Below are 17,876 nucleotides of genomic sequence, written 5' to 3' on the forward strand. Positions count from 1 at the left end.
CGTTACTGCTGCGGCTGTTCGGTACCCTGCTGCATCGGCTGCGCCGGTGCAGTAGTCGTGGTCGAAGAGGTCGTCGACGTGTCAACCGGCTGGTTGGCGTTCTGTTCGGCAACCTGCTGCGCCTTCGTCTTGAACTCCGGAGCCGCCTTCAGCGTATCGGCGGTTTCGGTGGTCGTCAGCTTCAGCTTGTCCGTGTTGGGCTGCTCGGCGATCGTGATGCGATCAAACGGAACCGCTACGTCCTTTTCGCCGAGACCCAGGAAGCCGCCGACACCGATTACGGCCGCTTCCACGCCGCCATCCTTCTTCATGATCAGGTCGTTGATCTCGCCGATGCTTTCGTCACCGGCATTGTAGACGCTCTGGCCGATATAGGTGCTGGCTGCGATCTGGTCGCTTGCCTGCTCGGTCAGATAGGTGGCGTCCGATTGCGCCATATCAGCGGTCTTGGTTTCCGTGATCGGCGGCTTCGTTTCAGCCTGATCGGCCGGAGCCATGGCGTCCGGGGCGGGCTGCGCCGGCTGCATCGTCTGCGGCTGTTCCATCGGCTTGGTTGCGTCCTGCGCGAAAGCCACCGGGGCGACAGTAAGACCCGCGAAGAGCGCGCCGGCTGCGACGGTTGTTACGAGTTTCTTGATCATCTCAAACTGCCTTTCCTTGACGTTTCGATCAGGGCGCGGCCTGGCTTCTGCCGCCAGGTCGACCGCGCCGGTGATATGGTGTCAACGCCCGGGAGCCCGAACGGTTCCGGAAAAAATAGTCAAAGTTTCAGGTCGAAATGTCCGTTGCCGCTGAATGTGACCCTCCGCCGCGATTTTCCAAGGATTGTCGGCAATCTCGCGCGGACATGCATTTTGTTTTTCGAATATATGTATTTTAGTGATCAATTATGTACTTTGGGCCATTCATGAATTCTTGAGCGTTCTTGTCAATACTTGGCAGATGGCAGGAAATAGCGCGCAGCGTCGTCACCCTGTTATCCCGGGATGGTTTTCACGATGTTTTTGCCGCGCCGCTTTCTTTCTGTTTCCTTGCTCTCCGTTCTGGCGATGGCCGGCCTCGTTCTGATCGAGCGCAATCTTTTTGGGCTGCGCTATTTTTCGGAACGGGTTCCTGGCGTCGAGCCCTACAATCTCTGGCATGCCTGGGTGGCGCTGAGCCTGTCACTCGCGGCGGTTCACGGCTTTACCCGCGATGCCGCCTGGCTGGGCGCGCCGGAGCTGCGGCTGGCGTCCGGCCGTGAGCTTGGGCTTTGTGTCGCCGGCTGGATGCTCGCCGTGCTGATGGCGCTGGTGTTCGTTGCCGATCCCCTCGGTTTCAGCCTTCTGGCGCGTGAAGACGGCCTGGTCGAATGGGTCTCTGCCCTGCTGATCTTCATCGCCAGCGGTTTCTTTGCGTTTGCTGCCGTCGGGCAAGTGCGCGTGGCCCGTTCACGAATGGGACGTCGCGCCTGGATGGCCGCGGCTTTTGCAGCGCTTCTGGCGCTTTGCTTCTTCGTGGTCGGCATGGAGGAGATATCCTGGATGCAGCGCGTCTTCGGTATCGCCACGCCGGAGGGCCTGCTCGCGCTCAACAAGCAGCAGGAATTGAACCTGCACAACATTTCCACCGGCTTCTCGGAACTGCTCTACTACACCGGCAGCTTCTTCCTTTTGACGCTGGCGCCCTTCGTCTGGCTCTATCTGCGCAAGAGCATCAGCCTTGGCCGGCTCGATGCTTTCGCCCCGAGCGTGCTGGTGCTGGCGGCAAGCGCCCCGATGGCCGCCTTCAACAGCGACAACTGGAGCATGCTGCCGACGCAGATGATGGTGATGATGACCGTGATCATACTGCTGGTGATCGCCGATATCGCGCTGAGGGCGGGGCACTGGCGCGAGTTCATCGTGCTGACGGCAGGCGCCATTCTGATCGTCGCGATCCAGGAGCTGTTCATTCTCCAGGCTTCCACGCTCGTGCGCCTTTGGGACCCGACCGAGTACAAGGAGTTTTTCATTGCGCTCGGGCTCGCCATCTACGGCTTTGAAACCTGGTCGCGACTGCGTTCGCCGGCCGCAAGGCTTTCGCCGTTGGGCTCCCGTCCCCTGGCCGGATAAAAATACCCCGCCTGACGGGCGGGGTATTTGAAACGCGTCTGCCTCGAACTGCGTCCGAAGCCGTCAGTGGCTTTCGCGCAGCACTTCGCTGCCGCTGCCGCCGACGAGGAAGTCGAGGTCCGCACCCTTGTCGGCCTGTAGCACCGTGTCCTGGTAGAGCTTGTAGTAGCCGCGGGTCCATTTCGGCGGCGGCGCCTGCCAGGCGGCCATGCGCGTCGCAAACTCTTCCTCGCTGATCATCAGGTTGAGCTCGCCCTTCATCGCGTCGAGGCGGATACGGTCGCCGGTCTTGACGATGGCGAGGGGCCCGCCGGCATTCGATTCCGGGCTGACATGCAGGACCACGGTGCCGAAGGCGGTACCGGACATGCGGGCGTCGGACACGCGCACCATGTCGCGCACGCCCTTTTCGACGAGGCGCCGCGGGATCGGCATGTTGCCGACCTCGGCCATTCCCGGATAGCCCTTGGGTCCGCAGCCCTTGAGCACAAGGATCGTGTCTTCGGTCACCGGCAGGTCCGGATCGTCAATCTTCGCCTTCAGCTCCTCGATCGTCTCGAAGACATAGGCCGGACCTTCATGGACGAGGAGATGCTCGCTTGCGGCCGACGGCTTGATGACGGCGCCGTTCGGGGCAAGGTTGCCCTTGAGCACGCGAATGCCGGCGGCAGCCCGCAGCGGATTGTCGAGCGGGCGGATGACGTCGTCGTTGTAGACTTCGGCATCTTCCCAGTATTTGCTGATCGGCACGCCGAAGACTGTCGGCGCGTCGGCATGCAGCAGATGCTGTATGCGGTTCATCACCGCCGGCAGGCCGCCTGCATAGGCGAGGTCTTCGATCAGATACTTGCCGGACGGCATGCAGTTGACGATGCACGGCACCTGGCTGCCGACGCGGTCGAAATCCTCAAGACAGAGATCAACGCCGGCGCGGCCGGCGATCGCCAGCATGTGCACGACGGCATTGGTCGAACCGCCGACGGCGGCGTTGGCAATGATGCCGTTCTCGAAATTCTTCTTGGTCAGCACCTTCGACAGGCGCAGGTCTTCATGCACCATCTCGACGATGCGTTTGCCGGTCATGTGCGACAGCGCCATGCGGCGGGCGTCGACGGCCGGCAGCGCCGCATTGGTCGGCAGCGACAGGCCCATAGCCTCGACGATCGACGCCATGGTGGTGGCCGTGCCCATGGTCATGCACACACCCGGTGAGCGCGACATGCCGCTTTCTGCCGCCATGAATTCCTGCATGCTCATATCACCGGCGCGTACGGCCTCGGAGAACTTCCAGACATCCGTGCCGGAGCCGATGTCCTTGCCCTTCCACTTGCCGTTCAGCATCGGGCCGGAGGAGACGACGATCGTCGGCAGGTCGACCGACGCCGCACCCATCAGCTGGCCAGGCGTTGTCTTGTCGCAGCCGCCGAGCAGCACCACGCCGTCGATGCCATAGGCGCGGATCGCCTCTTCGACATCCATGGCGAGCAGATTGCGAAAGAGCATCGCGGTCGGGCGCATCTGCGTCTCGCCGAGCGAAGACACCGGGAACTCGACCGGGAAACCGCCGGCCTCCCACACGCCACGCTTCACGCCCTCTGCCAGAATGCGCAGATGGCTGTTGCAGGGCGTGAGTTCCGACCAGGTGTTGCAAATGCCGATAATCGGGCGGCCGTCGAAAACGTGGTCCGGAAATCCCTGGTTCTTCATCCAGGAGCGATGGATAAACCCATCCTTGTCGGTGCCGCCGTACCAGTGACGGCTGCGCAGTTCTTTCTTCTTGTCGCTCATGCGAGCTTCCTCCTCACCATGCGATCAAACGCGTGGCTGAATTGTATGACTTTTTATTGGCGCTTCGCCAAGAGTTACTCGGCCAAGAATTTCCGGTCAGAGACGGAAAGACGGTTCGAACCGGCCCTTGACACTGACGCCGAGATCGAAGGCCTTGCCGGCATGCGGGTCCGCCGCACGCGTTGCCTCGTCCATGTCCTGCCAGGCGGATGTCACCAGCATGCGGTCGGCCTTCGCTCCGATGAAGGCGGTGCAGCTCGGCTGGCCCGTCGGCACGGCGTAGCGCGCGATGCGCGCGCCGTCGGGGCGGTAGACATCGACTGAGCCGCTGCCCCAGCGGGCGTTCCAGATCAGGCCGTCGGCATCGCACACGGAGCCGTCGATGCCGCCGGCTTCGCCACTGCCGTCGACGAGCAGGCTCGGTTCGCCTTTCGGCAGCCCGGTTGCGGCGTCGATATCGACGCGCATCAGGTGATTGATGTCGGTATCGACGAAATAGGCGACGGTTCCATCCGGCGAGAAGCAGATGCTGTTGGGAATGGTGATGGCGGCATAGAGCTTCGTCACCTTGCTGCCGGCGACGTGATAGATCGCGCCGGAGCCCTTTTCGGCGCTGCGGCCCATGGTGCCGATCCAGAGCGAACCGGACGCATGAACCCGGCCGTCGTTCGAGCGATTGATGGGTTCGTCCTCAAGCGTGGTCAGCAGGCTGAAGGCACCGGTCCGCGTATCCCTGATGAAGAGGCCCTGGTCGGAGGCGATCAGCTGCCGGGTCGGATCGATGACGGCGAGCACGCTGCCGAGGAAGGGTAGGGCGTGCACGGTCTTGCGCCCGCTTTCGAGGTGCAGTTCATGCAGTTCCTGGCCCTTGATGTTGAACCACCAAGCGGTGCCGGTGGCCGGGTCATAGGTCGGACCTTCGCCGAGGATCGACGTCGCTTCGCAGAGAATGCTGCCGGAAAAGGGGATGGTGTCGCTCATCAGCGCGCTCTGTAGACGGCGTTGTAGGCCTTGATGGTGGCAACGGCGCGCTCGCGCACTTCAGCCGCGCTCATGCCGGGCTTGTAGAGGCTGGAACCAAGACCGAAGCTGCGGATACTGGCCTTGGCATAGTCGCCGAAATTCGCGTCCGAAACGCCACCGACGGCAGCGATTTCTAGCTCCGGCGGCAGGATCGCGCGGATCGCGGTGATGCCGGACGGGCCGAGCACGCTTGCCGGGAAGAACTTGAGGCCGGTGGCGCCCGCCGCCGCGGCCGAAAGCGCCTCGGTCGGGGTGAGCACGCCTGGCATGGTCACCATGCCCTTCTTGGCGGCGAGAGAAATCACCGCCGGCTCGACATTGGGGCTCACCATCAGGCGGCCGCCGACATCGGCGAGTTGTTCCACCTGTGCCGTCGTCAGCACCGTGCCGGCGCCGATCAGGCATCCCTCGGGCGCCATCTTCACGGCCGTCTCGATCGAGCGGAACGGATCGGGCGAATTCAGCGGGATCTCGATCGCGGAGAAGCCGGTCTCGATCAGGGCACCGACGACGCCTGCGGTTTCCTCGGGCTTGAGGCCGCGCAGGATCGCGATCAGCGGATACTTCATCGACGGAAAGGGAATGCGGGTCATGAGCGTGTCTTTCGTTCAGAGGGGCCAGATCGCCTGGGCGGCGGTCGAAAGGCCGGAGCGGACGGCCGTGTCGGCATCGACCACCTGAAGAGGGCAGTCGAGGCTTTCGAGCGCGGCCTGATAAAGCGTGCCAAGGGATCCGGAGGCGACGAGGCAGATGCTGTCGATCGTCTTGGCTGAAGCCAGCGCGCCGGCGATCTCCAGGCCGATCAGCGTGCCCGACAGCAATGCCTTGGCGTCGGTCGCGCTTGCGCCGTGCAGCAATTGGCCTGAGCGCGCGCCGAAGATCAGGCTGGTGGCGAGCGCCGGATTTGTGCGTGCCTCGGCCACCGCCGCCGCAAAGGCGGGATGATCGCCGGTAAACGCGTGCGCGTCGGCGATCGAGTGGCTGAGGATCGAGTGCTTGGAGATCACGTCGAACAATTCGCCGGTCATGAAGGTGGAAAAGCCGCTGACGGCGCCGTCTTCGAGCCGCACCCATTTGCTGTGCGTGCCCGGCATGCAGACGAGATGCCGGCCGCGACCGAGGTCGCTTGCCGCGCCGAGCAATTGCGTCTCCTCGCCGCGCATCACATCCGGGTGCCGCCGATCACGCTGCGCCAGACCCGGCAGGATACGGATGTCGCGATCGAGATCCGGCACTGCCACGGCATGGGAGGCGATATCGGCGAGCGCGGCCGGCGTATCGAGGTAGCCGGCCTCCACCCAACCCTGCTTGGCCCCGGCCATGCCGCAGATGATCGCCGGCAGGTGGCCTGGCGCATCGACGGCGGCCAGGTGCTTTTCGAGGATCGCATGGAACCCGGCCTTGTTGGCCGTGGTCATGCCTTCGCCGCTTCGGCGCTCGGCGAGCACCGAGCCGTCCTCGCCGATGATCCACAGCCGGAAACTCGTGGTTCCCCAGTCGACTGCGGCATAATAGGCTGCCGTCATCAAAGTGCGCCTCCATCGATGATCATTGTTTGCGCGGTCATGCCCGACGAGCACGCCGACGCGAGAAAAAGGCAAGGGTCGACGAGATCGTCGGCGGTGAGGCTGCGCTTCAGGCACTGCCGTTCCTGCATGCCGGCGATTGCCGCGTCGCTCAGCCACAGTCGTTTCTGGCGCTCGGTGACGATCATGCCGGGCAGGATCGCGTTGACGCGGATGTTGTCCTGGCCGAGCTTTCCGGCGAGCGATTTGGTCAGGCCCACAATCGCGGCTTTCGCCGTCGCATAGGCCGGGATTTCGGCCATGTTGAGCAGATAGGCGATCGACGAGAAATTGACGATCGACCCGCCGCCGGCTTCGCGCATATGCGGCGCAACCGCCTGGCTCATGAAGAAGAGGTGCCTGAGGTTGACCGCCTGGCTCTCGTCCCAGCTCTCTTCGGTCACGCTTTCCAGTGGCTCGCGATCGTCGCGCGCCGCATTGTTGACGAGCACGTGGAGCGCGCCGAGAGCGGCCGCCGCAGTCTGCGCGGCCTTTTTTACCGCTTCGATGTCGCGCAAATCGGCGGGAATATAGACCGGTGCCGTGCTTGCCTTGATGGCGAGCCTTTCGACGAGGTCGAGGCTTGCCCTCTCGTCGATATCGACGAAGGCCACCCGTGCACCCTGGTCGACGAAACCCTCGACAAGCGCTGCGCCAATGCCGGAACCGCCACCGGTGACCAGCACCGCGCGGTCTTTGAGATCATGAAATTGTGCCTTCGGCACCGGCATATTCCTGTATCCCCGATCAGTCCTATGGTGAAGAGTTGTTCCATTATTTGGAACTTGATTTTATTATATGGAATTATCACGTCGAAGCGTCTACCTTGTCAAGGTCGCGCGCCCGATCGCGCGACTGCAATCGGAAACAAACAAGCGAGCGACGATGACGGGTGAAGCGGCAGGCGGAGGCGACGAAGTGCGTGCGGAGGCTGGCACGGGCACGCTCGGCAAGGCAATCACCGTCCTGGAAGCGGTGGTCACCGCCGATGGCCCGCAGCGTTTTACCGATATTCTCGCCCGGTCCGGCCAGCCGCGCGGCACGTTGTACCGGCTGCTCAGCCATCTGGTCGAGGAAGGGCTGCTGATCCAGCGCCGCGACCTCTCCTATGAGCCTGGCCTTCGGCTGCTGACGCTGGCCTATCGCTCCTGGTCCGCCAATCGCTTTCGCGATGTTGCCGAGCCGCACCTGCAGCGATTGCACGAACTGACCGGTGAGACCGTGCATCTCGGCATTCTGCGCGAGACCGAGATCGTCTATGTCGACAAGGTAGAAAGCCGCCAGACGGTGCGCATGAGTTCGCAGATCGGCAAGGCGTCGCCGGCCTATTGCACCGGCATCGGCAAGGCGGCGCTGTCCTTGCTTGGACAGCCGGAGTTGGAAGGTATTTTGGCCCGAACCGAGTTTCAGGCCTTCACGCCGCACACCCATCGCTCGGCCGCCACCTTGCTGGCGGAGATCGAGGAAATCCGGCGCGACGGCCACGCCTTCGACCGCGAGGAACATGAAACGGAGATCCGCTGCGTTGCAGCACCTATCCTCATTCCCGGCAGCGAACTTGCGGCCGGCCTGTCGGTAACCGGGCCTGCCTATCGGGTGACCATGGAACAATTGTCGGCATGGGCGGCCGCGGTTCGGGCAGCGGCGCAAGCGGTTGGCGAGGACGCGGCGATCCGTCTTGGGCCCGGCCGTGGTGGACCTTGAATTCACTTTACGGTAAATTAGAAACATCGACTGGACGTGGCGCGTCTCGCTCGATAGCTTTAATATATCAGACTCAGGTTCGTGGATGGTCTTAGTCTGGTTCGTTTTTGGTATTGGTATAAATTTTTGACGTGATCTTCATGCGGCGTCAGCGGCCGGTTCCCGCATGGAACCGGATGTGGAGAAGGGCGGAAGATGATTGATTTCAGCGCGAATTTGTCGGCGTTGGCGCTTCCTGATGGGCGAACCATCCGTGGGCCGATTTGTTGCGAAGAGGATATCAGGCGCGTGATCGCCCAGGTTGCGGATTCCTACGGTTTCCGTGGTTTCCTGGTGCTTGCCATTCCGGAAACGGAAAGCAACAGCCTGTCCGTCAACGCCTTGATGACGAACTACCCGGCCGCCTTTCTCAAAGGCTATGACAGTGCCGGCTTGATCAATGGCAGCCCGGTGATCCAGCGGCTTCGGCGCAGCACCATCCCCTTTACCTACGACGCGCACCAGCTTGCGCGCCGCCGAGCCGACGGCAAGGGCGATGCGGCGGTCTGCGTCTTCGAGCAGGCGAACATGCCGCGCGGCCTCTATCTGCCGGTGCACGATGCGAGCGGCCACCGCGCCGCGATCGCCTTTGGCGGCGACCGCCCCGTGGTTTCAAATGACGAGCTTCAGGAGCTCAACCTTTGGGCCGGTGTGCTCTACAGCAAATACATGGAGGTGCGCGATCGCGACAAGCGCGGTGCGGGAAGCCTTTCACGCCGCGAGGTCGAGTGCCTGCGCTGGGCGGCGGCCGGCAAGACCACCAGTGAAATGGCGAAAATTCTGGCGCTGTCCGAATATACCGTCAACCACTACCTCAACCGGGCAACGCGCAAACTGGATTCGGTCAATCGCGTTCAGACCGTCGCAAAGGCCGTGCGCGCCGGGTTGATCAACTGATCGCCGGCACGCGTCGTGCGCGAGCTGATGGCAATATCGGCCTTCACGAGGGGAAATACACAGACTTTTGGGTCGAAGCGGCAGGGATTTTCGATCATCTGTTGGCATTGGCAGGCGGCTCGGTCTATTTGATACGTGATGAATGCCATGGAACGCGCGAATGCAGGATACGATGACGACCGGGATGACTGACGCAGATCTGCCCCGGGGCGGCGATTTCGCGTCCGAGATCGCAAAGCTTGAGACCCAGTTCGATATCATCCGCTATATGCGGCGGATCACGCAGGTTTTTGGCTTCAAGACGTTTCTGATCTGCTCGATCCCCTCGATCGACGTGGAGCGCCTCGCCGCGAGCACCGTCATCTCCAACATGCCGGCCGAGCTGCTGAACAAGTATGACAGCCTGTCGATGCTGCGCTTCAGCACCGGCGTGCGCCGCTTGCGCGAGACGACGACGCCGTTCCAGGTGACGCTTGCAGCCTGGGAGGGAGAGGGCGGCAAACCGGAATCGGCGGCCGAATACATCGAGATGCTGCGCGAAAACGGTATCTTCCAGGCTAGCTACTTCCCGGTTCATGACGCCGAGGGCGGCCGCGGCGCGGTCATCCTGATGGGCCCGCTGGTCGAACTGCCGATGACCGTCACCATGGAACTGCAGATGATTGCAATCCATGTCTATAACCGCCTCGCCGAAATCGGCTCCGTGTGGAAGAGCAGCGGCGCAGCACTTTCGGAGCGCGAGATCCAGTGTTTGAGCTGGACGGCTGCCGGAAAGACCAGCGCCGAGATCGCCGGCATCCTCGGGCTCTCCGAGCATACGGTCAACCACTACCTCAACCACGTGACCAAGAAGCTCGACGCCGTCAACCGCACCCAGGCGGTCGTGAAGGCGATGAAGAAGGGCTACATCAGCTAGCCCCAAGTCGGCCCTGCGCCGCAAGCCTCTTCCTGAATGTCCTCGACCTGATGCGATCGAAAGAAGCTTGGGGAAGCCCGGCATGCTGTCGCCAAGGTTCCGTCATCTGGGCGATCTGCTCCATCCTTGGACGATTTGCAGACGGTTGCTCAGAAACTGGGCATATGCCATCGCCGGCCGATGAGTGGCGGTCGAAATTATCTTTTTGAAATTGCTGCCTATTTCCGCCAGATCTGAATCTGGCACGCATCCTGCATTTCTATTGGCATGTCCAGAGGGGACTAAAAAGAAGACAGCGCCCAAGAAGGTCGCGACCGAAAGGGCCACTGCCCGCCTTGAAGGTGATCCCGGATGTACGGACACCGAGGCGGGTGGTGGCCCTTCCTTTTTCCGTTATGTCGCATTGGCGAAGCGCCCCGCCTCGACTATCTAAGAGATAACAAAAGAATGAGAGGGCGCGATGCCGGAAGTCACGAAAGAAGTGGTGCTTGAAAAGTTGCGCACGGTGCGTGGCCCGGGCATGGAAGGCAATATCGTCGACCTCGGGCTCGTGTCTGATGTCTTCATCTCCGACGGCAAGGCCTATTTCTCGATCACCGTGCCGGCCGAACGCGCCAAGGAGCTGGAGCCGATGCGGGCTGCAGCCGAGCGCGTGGTGCGTGATATTCCTGGGATCACCGCGGCAATGGTCGCTCTGACGGCCGACCGCAAGGCAGCCGCAGGCAGCGCGCCGGTGCAGCGCCCGCAGCCGCAGGCACCGTCCCATGCAGGCCACTCCCACGCCCCGCGTCCGGCTGGCGGACCGCCCGCCAAGGCGGGGATCCCCGGCGTCGGCGCGATTATCGCCGTCGCTTCGGGCAAGGGCGGTGTCGGCAAGTCGACCACGTCGGTCAATCTGGCACTGGCACTCCAGGCAAACGGCCTGAAAGTCGGTCTGCTCGATGCCGATATCTACGGCCCCTCGATGCCGCGGCTCCTGAAGATTTCCGGCCGGCCGCAGCAGATCGAGGGCCGGCTCATCCGCCCGATGGAAAATTACGGCCTCAAGGTCATGTCCATGGGTTTCCTCGTCGATGAGGAAGTGGCGATGATCTGGCGCGGACCGATGATCCAGTCGGCGCTTCTGCAGATGTTGCGCGAGGTCGCCTGGGGCGATCTTGACGTGCTCGTGGTCGACATGCCGCCGGGCACGGGCGACGCCCAGCTCACCATGGCTCAGCAGGTGCCGCTTGCCGGTGCCGTCATCGTCTCGACGCCGCAGGACCTGGCGCTGATCGATGCGCGCAAGGGGCTTGCCATGTTCCGCAAGGTGGAAGTCCCGGTGCTCGGCATCGTCGAGAACATGAGCTACTTCGTCGCGCCCGACACCGGAAACCGCTACGACATCTTCGGGCACGGCGGCGCCCGCAAGGAGGCAGAACGCATCGGCGTGCCCTTCCTCGGCGAAGTGCCGCTGACGATGGGAATTCGCGAGACGTCGGATGCAGGAACGCCGCTGGTCGCCTCCGACCCGGCAGGCGAGGTCGCGCGCGTCTACCGCGATATCGCGACCAAGGTCTGGGAACAGGTATCGGCCACGCAGCAGGACAAGAGCCGCGCCGCGCCGAACATCGTGTTCGAGTAGTTTGTCTCGAAGCGGTTCTGCCCGGCTGTCGGGCACGAATCGTTTTGCCCTTGATTCGGTTTTGATTTAAGCAAACATGCTATAGGGTGGCGCCGAACTGGCGGCGCATGCCCGCGTGCCGGATTGCAAGAGGGCATTGATTTTGCGTTTGCGTTGCGCCATATGCCTTGCCGCACTTGCGAAGGTGCCCAACTTGACGCCCTCTCGCCCGAGATCTTGGCCTCTCGCGATGACTGAGTTGAAGACTTTGTCCTGACTGGCGGAACGTCCCATCCGATGGATCTCTATTGTGGGTATTTTGTGGCGCACGATCTTTCGCCTCTTCCATTCGACCCTAAGGTTGGCATGACGAGGACGCTCGCATGATCACCGGCTATTGCGCCGATGGCACGGCCGTCGTCCTGACGCCCGCCGACCCGCCCGAGAGCTTGCGTTCGGACCTCATCTGGCTGGATCTGGTCGAGCCGAACAAGGCGGAAGATCTGATGATGGAAAAGCTGCTCGGCATTTCCATCCCGACGCGCGACGACCTCAAGGACATCGAGCCTTCGAGCCGTCTCTATATCGAGGAGAACGCCGTGTTCATGACGGCGTCACTGGTGTTTCGTTCGGACACGGAGATACCCGGCCTGACCGACATCGGCTTCATCCTGGCGGGTAGCCGGCTCGTCACCATCCGCTATGCCGAGCCCCGATCCTTCGCCCTCTTCAAGGCGTCGATGCACCGCTTCCCCGGAAATTGCCGAGACGGCGCGGTGGTTTTGACCCGGCTCCTGGAAACGATCGCCGACCGGACCGCCGAAATTCTCGAAGAGGCCGTGACCAAGATCGACGATCTGTCGATCGCCGTCTTCGGCGACAAGGCCGCCGGCAAGCGCCGCCCGCCGCATTTTCTCGAGGCGCGCCTGCGCGACGTTGCCGGGCATCATCGTCTGGTCGCCAAGACCCGCGACAGCCTCGCCTCGCTCTCGCGCCTGCTGACATTCGTCTACACCGTTCCGCAGGTGCAGGACGACAAGGAAACGCGCGAACTCTGCCGCTCGATTTCGCGCGACATCCAATCGCTGTCCGAACATGCCGGGTTCATTTCCGGCAACATTACCTTCCTGCTCGATGCATCGCTCGGCCTGATCAACGTCGAGCAGAACGCCATCATCAAGATCTTCTCGATCGCGTCGGTCGTGCTTCTGCCGCCGACGCTGGTCGCCTCTGTCTACGGCATGAACTTCCGCGTCATGCCCGAGCTGGAATGGCAATTCGGTTATCCCTGGGCGATCGCGGCGATGGTGATATCGGCCGTGATCCCCTTTTTCTTTTTCCGCTGGAAAGGCTGGCTTTGAACGCCAGTAGGTTTGCATGACCCAATCGCATGCCCCTTCCACTCATGAGCCGAAGGACCTGCGCCGTCTGCTGGTCCTCGGGCTTGGTTCGATCGGTGTCGTCTATGGCGATATCGGCACCAGCCCGCTCTATGCCTTTCGCGAAGCGTTGCGCCCGGTTTCCCATGACGGTGTGACCGATGCGGAGATCATCGGCCTGATCTCGCTGATGATCTGGACGCTGACGATCATCGTCACGATCAAATACGTGCTGTTTCTTCTGCGCGCTGACAACCAGGGGGAGGGCGGTACGCTGTCGCTGCTTGCCCTGTTGATGAAGTCCGCCAACGGCCACGCCGCCATCCTCTTCTTCATGGGCATTGCCGGCGCCGCGCTCTTTATCGGCGACGCGATGATCACGCCGGCGCTGTCGGTTCTTTCGGCGGTCGAAGGTCTGAAGCTGGTGACGCCGGCGCTGTCGGAATATGTCGTGCCGATCGCGGTGGTCATCCTGTTGATGCTCTTTGCGGTGCAGTCGAAGGGAACCGCGGCGGTCTCGAATTTCTTCGGTCCGATCACGCTCGTCTGGTTTCTGGTGATGGGCGGCATCGGTTTCGTGCACATCTCCGACGACTTATCGATCTTCAAGGCCTTCAATCCCTACTACGCCGTGAGCTTCATGCTCAGCGAAGGCTATGTCGGCATCATCGTGCTCGGCGCCGTCTTCCTGACGGTGACCGGTGCAGAGGCGCTCTACGCCGACCTTGGCCATTTCGGCCGCCGGCCGATCCAGTGGGCCTGGTTCCTGATCGTCTTTCCGGCATTGACCCTCAACTATCTCGGCCAGGGCGCCTTCGTCCTGAAGAACCCGGAAGCGATGTCCGACCCGTTCTTCCTGATGTTCCCGAAATGGGCACTGCTGCCAGTGGTCATTCTGGCGACGGCGGCAACCATCATCGCCAGCCAGGCGGTGATAACCGGTGCCTTCTCGCTGACGCGCCAGGCGATCCACCTCGGCTTCCTGCCGCGCATGGCGATCTTCCATACGTCCGAGACCCATACTGGCCAGATCTACCTGCCGAACGTCAACACGCTCCTGATGTTCGGCGTCATGGCGCTGGTCTTCGTCTTCGGTTCGTCCGAATCGCTGGCGACCGCCTACGGCATCTCGGTGACCGGCGCGATGGTGGTGACGACGGTGCTTTCCTTCGAGTTCCTGCGCATGCGCTGGAACTGGTCGGCGCTTGCGGCCGCCGCTGTGCTGTTGCCGCTCTTCGCGCTGGAGTTCATCTTCCTCGGCGCCAACATGCTGAAGATCCACGACGGCGGCTACGTTCCGGTGCTGATCGCCGCCACCTTCATCATCATCATGTGGACCTGGCGGCGCGGCACCGAAATCCTGCACGCCAAGACCCGCCACATCGACATTCCGCTGGCGAGCTTCATCAAGTCGATCGAGCGCAAGAGCGAACATGCGCCGGTGGCCGTGCCCGGAACCGCCGTGTTCCTGACGAGCGATCCGGAATCGACGCCGGCCGCACTGCTCCACAACATCAAGCACAACCACGTGCTGCACAATCAGAACTTCATCCTGACGATCCGCACGGCCAATACGCCGAAGGTGCCGAAGTCGGAACGGGTGAGCATGCAGCCGTTGTCGGACCGGTTCACATTGCTCGAAATGCGCTTCGGCTTCATGGAAACGCAGAACGTCTCGCAGGCGCTCGGTCTCTTCCGCAAGTCGGGCCTGAAGTTCGACATCATGTCGACGTCCTTCTATCTCGGCCGCCGCAAGCTCGTGCCCGATGCCGAGAGCGGCATGCCGCACTGGCAGGACCGGTTGTTCATCGCGCTTGCGAATGCGGCAATCGATCCGTCGGACTACTTCCGCCTGCCGACCAACCGCGTGGTCGAACTCGGCTCGCACGTGATCATCTGACGTTTGCCCGGTCCTTGGCCGGGCGCGGGATGGGCCGGATCTACAACGCAACGAAGCCGCCTTCCGATGGGGAGGCGGCTTCGTTGCGTTGTGGGGGCATCCACCTTTCAGCGATCGCGCATTAACCAAACATCAAGGTTAATGCTTCATTTTCAAAGCACGAACGGAGCGGTCCCGGCGAAGTGTCCGGCTGCTTGATTGTCTAATCTTCCCGCGCGGAATTCTCGACGCTGGCGCATAGCCGGCGCGGGCGAAGCCGTGCCGCCTGATAGCGTTGCGTGGAGTCGGTTGGTGCGTAAGAGTCGGAACCTGCGTCTAAAGTCTCGCCTGAACCCGTCCGCCTGGATGGCGCCCGCGATCATCGGCCTTGCGCTTTATCTCGGCTTCCCCTCGGCTGCCGCCTATGCCGACCTCGCGACCTTCCTGTCCGGCATCAACCGGGGCGGCGAGCGCTGGCGCATGTATATGACGCCGTCGCCGGCCGGCTCGATCCACGAAGCCGAAATGGTGTTTGCCGATCCGGTCACCACGGGCGCGCTTGACGGCGGCGCCGGCATCACCATGCCGGACGGCAGCCGCGTCGCGCTGACCGCGGAAACCAAGCACTCGGGCACGCCCGACGAAGACCGCGTCAACCGTCAGGCCAAGAAGGGTCGCGTCGTTGCCGTGACCCCCGTAACGCCGCCGAAGGATTTCTCCGCCGGCTCCATCCTGCAGCGCACCAGCTCCCTGATGGAGCCAAGCCTGGGGGAGGGGGAGAAGATGGTCTTCGCCAAGTCCCGCATCGAAGGCAAGGAGATCGAGATCGCCACCGCCTTCTACCGGAAGACGCCGCCAAAGGCGGAGCCCGGCGTTTCGCCGATGCTGGCCAAGCTCGTTACCAACGATCGCCCCGACATTCTTGCGACTGCTTACGTCCGGCCCGAGCCGGACTACGCGCGTGAATCGCCCTTCGATTCGATCCTGCGCGAAGACAGGAACGCCGGTCGCTTCATTCCCGAGATTGCGCCGGACGACCACGCCTGGGCCGCCACCGCATTGCCGGGGTCGGTTTTCAGCAAGGAAGAGCAGACCTGCCTGGCCGAAGGCATCTACTTCGAAGCCCGTAGCGAGCCGCTCAAGGGCCAGGCCGCGGTCGCCCAAGTGATTCTCAATCGCGTGCGCAATCCCACCTATCCGAAGACCATCTGCGGCGTTGTTTATCAGAACAAGGCCTGGCGCAACCGTTGCCAGTTTTCCTTCGCCTGCGACATGATCCGCGACCTTATTTATTCCCGCTCGCACTGGAAGACCGCCAAGGAAGTTGCGATGGCCGTCACCGCCGGCAAGATCTGGCTGCCGGAAGTGGGCTCTGCCACCCATTACCACGCAACCTACGTCAATCCGCCGTGGGCGAAGACGATGAAGCGGGTCGGCAAGATCGGCATGCATATCTTCTACCGCACCTATGGCGGCGGCTGGAGCTGATCCGCGCCCGACGCGATTCCGCCGCCTTTCCTGCGCGCACGCCGAAGGGGGGATTCCCGCCGGTCTCCGGCCGGAATCCTGCCGCGACCTTGTCGAAGATCGATGAACGTGTGCTTAACCCATTGAATTTCATAGAAAACATTGTCCACGATCAAGCGACCTGCACGCCTTGACTATGCGGGTGCCTAAAACTATGTTGCGCGCGACTTCAAATGGGGCCGAAACGTGGCTTGTGCGAAGGCCTATTGTATGACCGAAATCGCGGTCTGAGACCCGATAAGGACGACAAGGGAGTAGCCACGTGGCGGAGAAACCTGAAGAAAGTCTGGAAGCGCGGCTGAAGCAGCTCGGCGACAAGATTGAGGCCAAGAGGCCCAATACGCCTGATGTAGCGGAAGCCAGGGCCGCCGAAAGCCGTAAAGGTTATGCGGCGGCGATGAAGCTCTCGAGCGAGTTCATCGCCGGCATCGTTGTCGGGGCGTTTCTGGGCTATCTTTTGGACCACTTTGCGGGTACAGGGCCGTGGGGATTGATTATCTTCCTGCTTCTCGGCTTCTGCGCTGGCGTGCTGAATGTGCTGCGCTCGGCCGGTATGGTGGCGACACCGGAAGCCGGAAGAGGCGGTTCTGGGAATGACAAGAAGGACGGCGACGCCCGCTGAGGCGTTGCCCCGAAGAAAACGGTTTCCGCTCTCGGGCGGGTAGAACGAAAGAGAAGCGCGGTGTCAAACGATCCGACCCACCAGTTCCTGGTCAATAAGATTGTCCCGATCGAAATTGGCGGAATGGACTTTTCCTTCACCAATGCGTCGCTGTTCATGGTTGCGACCGTGGGTGTTGCCGCAGGCTTTCTTTATCTGACGACGTCGCAGCGCGGTCTTATCCCGACCCGCATGCAGTCGGTCTCGGAAATGTCCTACGAATTCATCGCCTCGATGCTGCGCGAAGGTGCCGGCAGCGGCGGCATGAAGTTCTTCCCGATGGTGTTCTCGCTGTTCATGTTCATCCTGACGGCGAACCTGCTCGGCATGATGCCCTACTTCTTCACGGTCACCAGCCAGATCATCGTCACTTTCGCTTTGGCGCTGTTCGTCATCGGTACCGTCATTCTCTACGGTTTCTACAAGCACGGTCTCGGCTTCCTGAAGCTCTTCGTGCCGCATGGCGTTCCTGGCGTCCTTCTGCCGCTCGTCGTCGCGATCGAAGTCATCTCGTTCCTTTCCCGCCCCATCAGCCTCTCGGTCCGTCTTTTCGCCAACATGCTGGCCGGCCACATCACGCTGAAGGTCTTCGCAGGCTTCGTCACCTCGCTCAGCGCCCTCGGCGCGGTCGGCATCGGTGGCGCCATCCTGCCGCTCATCATGACCGTCGCCATTACCGGTCTTGAGTTCCTCGTCTGCTTCCTCCAGGCCTATGTCTTCGCGGTACTGACTTGCATGTACCTCAACGACGCTGTCCATCCCGGAAGCCACTAAGGAATAACAGTCGCTTGCTTCCGGCCGG

Annotated in this window: 16 protein-coding genes; 10 read left to right on the forward strand and 6 right to left on the reverse strand. The window is 62.2% G+C overall.

Features of this window, described 5'->3' with window-relative positions; genetic code table 11:
• Positions 1–2: 2 nt before the first annotated feature.
• Positions 3–641 (reverse strand): PRC-barrel domain-containing protein, encoded by a 639-nt coding sequence (locus IB279_RS04175; protein ID WP_089044734.1) that lies wholly within the window; start codon positions 639–641, stop codon positions 3–5.
• A gap of 357 nt (positions 642–998) precedes the next feature.
• Here IB279_RS04175 and IB279_RS04180 point away from each other — a divergent pair, with 357 nt between their 5' ends.
• Entirely contained in the window at positions 999–2,093 is a 1,095-nt protein-coding gene (locus tag IB279_RS04180; RefSeq protein ID WP_162741331.1) for a YfhO family protein, read from the forward strand.
• 63 nt (positions 2,094–2,156) lie between these two features.
• Here the strand turns inward: IB279_RS04180 and IB279_RS04185 are convergent, their stop codons facing one another.
• The 5 genes from IB279_RS04185 to IB279_RS04205 all read right to left on the reverse strand — a co-directional run bounded on the left by IB279_RS04185 (position 2,157) and on the right by IB279_RS04205 (position 7,200).
• Positions 2,157–3,881, reverse strand: coding sequence for an IlvD/Edd family dehydratase (locus IB279_RS04185; protein WP_090294865.1), 1,725 nt, complete (start codon positions 3,879–3,881; stop codon positions 2,157–2,159).
• 96 nt (positions 3,882–3,977) lie between these two features.
• A complete protein-coding gene (locus IB279_RS04190; protein ID WP_060602124.1) occupies positions 3,978–4,862 on the reverse strand; it encodes an SMP-30/gluconolactonase/LRE family protein in 885 nt (294 codons plus the stop codon).
• Positions 4,862–5,497 (reverse strand): 2-dehydro-3-deoxy-6-phosphogalactonate aldolase, encoded by a 636-nt coding sequence (locus IB279_RS04195; RefSeq protein WP_192339099.1) that lies wholly within the window; start codon positions 5,495–5,497, stop codon positions 4,862–4,864. Before IB279_RS04195 ends, IB279_RS04190 begins: the two co-directional genes overlap by 1 nt.
• 15 nt (positions 5,498–5,512) lie before the next feature.
• Complete coding sequence (locus IB279_RS04200; protein WP_192339100.1) at positions 5,513–6,433, reverse strand: 2-dehydro-3-deoxygalactonokinase; 921 nt, start codon at positions 6,431–6,433, stop codon at positions 5,513–5,515.
• The gene (locus tag IB279_RS04205; protein ID WP_113189050.1) at positions 6,430–7,200 is read right to left on the reverse strand and encodes an SDR family NAD(P)-dependent oxidoreductase; all 771 of its coding nucleotides are present in this window, start codon (positions 7,198–7,200) and stop codon (positions 6,430–6,432) included. The genes IB279_RS04200 and IB279_RS04205 overlap by 4 nt, the downstream gene beginning before the upstream one ends.
• A 154-nt stretch (positions 7,201–7,354) precedes the next feature.
• Here IB279_RS04205 and IB279_RS04210 point away from each other — a divergent pair, with 154 nt between their 5' ends.
• The 9 genes from IB279_RS04210 (at position 7,355) to IB279_RS04250 (ending at position 17,848) form a co-directional block, all read left to right on the forward strand.
• Positions 7,355–8,173 (forward strand): IclR family transcriptional regulator, encoded by an 819-nt coding sequence (locus IB279_RS04210; RefSeq protein WP_181529460.1) that lies wholly within the window; start codon positions 7,355–7,357, stop codon positions 8,171–8,173.
• Positions 8,174–8,368: 195 nt separating this feature from the next.
• A complete protein-coding gene (locus tag IB279_RS04215) occupies positions 8,369–9,109 on the forward strand; it encodes a LuxR family transcriptional regulator (RefSeq protein ID WP_034801035.1) in 741 nt (246 codons plus the stop codon).
• Between the two features lie 142 nt (positions 9,110–9,251).
• Positions 9,252–10,025 carry a LuxR family transcriptional regulator gene (locus IB279_RS04220; protein ID WP_051659571.1) on the forward strand — a complete coding sequence of 258 codons (774 nt, stop codon included), beginning with the start codon at positions 9,252–9,254 and terminating at the stop codon, positions 10,023–10,025.
• A 460-nt stretch (positions 10,026–10,485) separates the two neighbouring features.
• Positions 10,486–11,649 carry an Mrp/NBP35 family ATP-binding protein gene (locus tag IB279_RS04225; RefSeq protein ID WP_034801037.1) on the forward strand — a complete coding sequence of 388 codons (1,164 nt, stop codon included), beginning with the start codon at positions 10,486–10,488 and terminating at the stop codon, positions 11,647–11,649.
• Between the two features lie 362 nt (positions 11,650–12,011).
• A complete protein-coding gene (locus IB279_RS04230; protein ID WP_034801039.1) occupies positions 12,012–12,989 on the forward strand; it encodes a magnesium transporter CorA family protein in 978 nt (325 codons plus the stop codon).
• A gap of 16 nt (positions 12,990–13,005) precedes the next feature.
• Positions 13,006–14,907: a potassium transporter Kup gene (locus IB279_RS04235; protein WP_034801041.1), complete on the forward strand. Its 1,902-nt coding sequence runs from the start codon at positions 13,006–13,008 to the stop codon at positions 14,905–14,907.
• Between the two features lie 345 nt (positions 14,908–15,252).
• A complete protein-coding gene (locus IB279_RS04240) occupies positions 15,253–16,374 on the forward strand; it encodes a cell wall hydrolase (RefSeq protein ID WP_060602132.1) in 1,122 nt (373 codons plus the stop codon).
• A 301-nt stretch (positions 16,375–16,675) separates the two neighbouring features.
• Positions 16,676–17,035 (forward strand): AtpZ/AtpI family protein, encoded by a 360-nt coding sequence (locus tag IB279_RS04245; protein WP_034801042.1) that lies wholly within the window; start codon positions 16,676–16,678, stop codon positions 17,033–17,035.
• A 60-nt stretch (positions 17,036–17,095) separates the two neighbouring features.
• Positions 17,096–17,848: a F0F1 ATP synthase subunit A gene (locus tag IB279_RS04250; RefSeq protein WP_043620932.1), complete on the forward strand. Its 753-nt coding sequence runs from the start codon at positions 17,096–17,098 to the stop codon at positions 17,846–17,848.
• Positions 17,849–17,876 lie beyond the last annotated feature (28 nt).

This window comes from Ensifer sp. ENS06 (assembly GCF_014852205.1).
In the GTDB taxonomy this organism is placed as follows: domain Bacteria; phylum Pseudomonadota; class Alphaproteobacteria; order Rhizobiales; family Rhizobiaceae; genus Ensifer; species Ensifer adhaerens.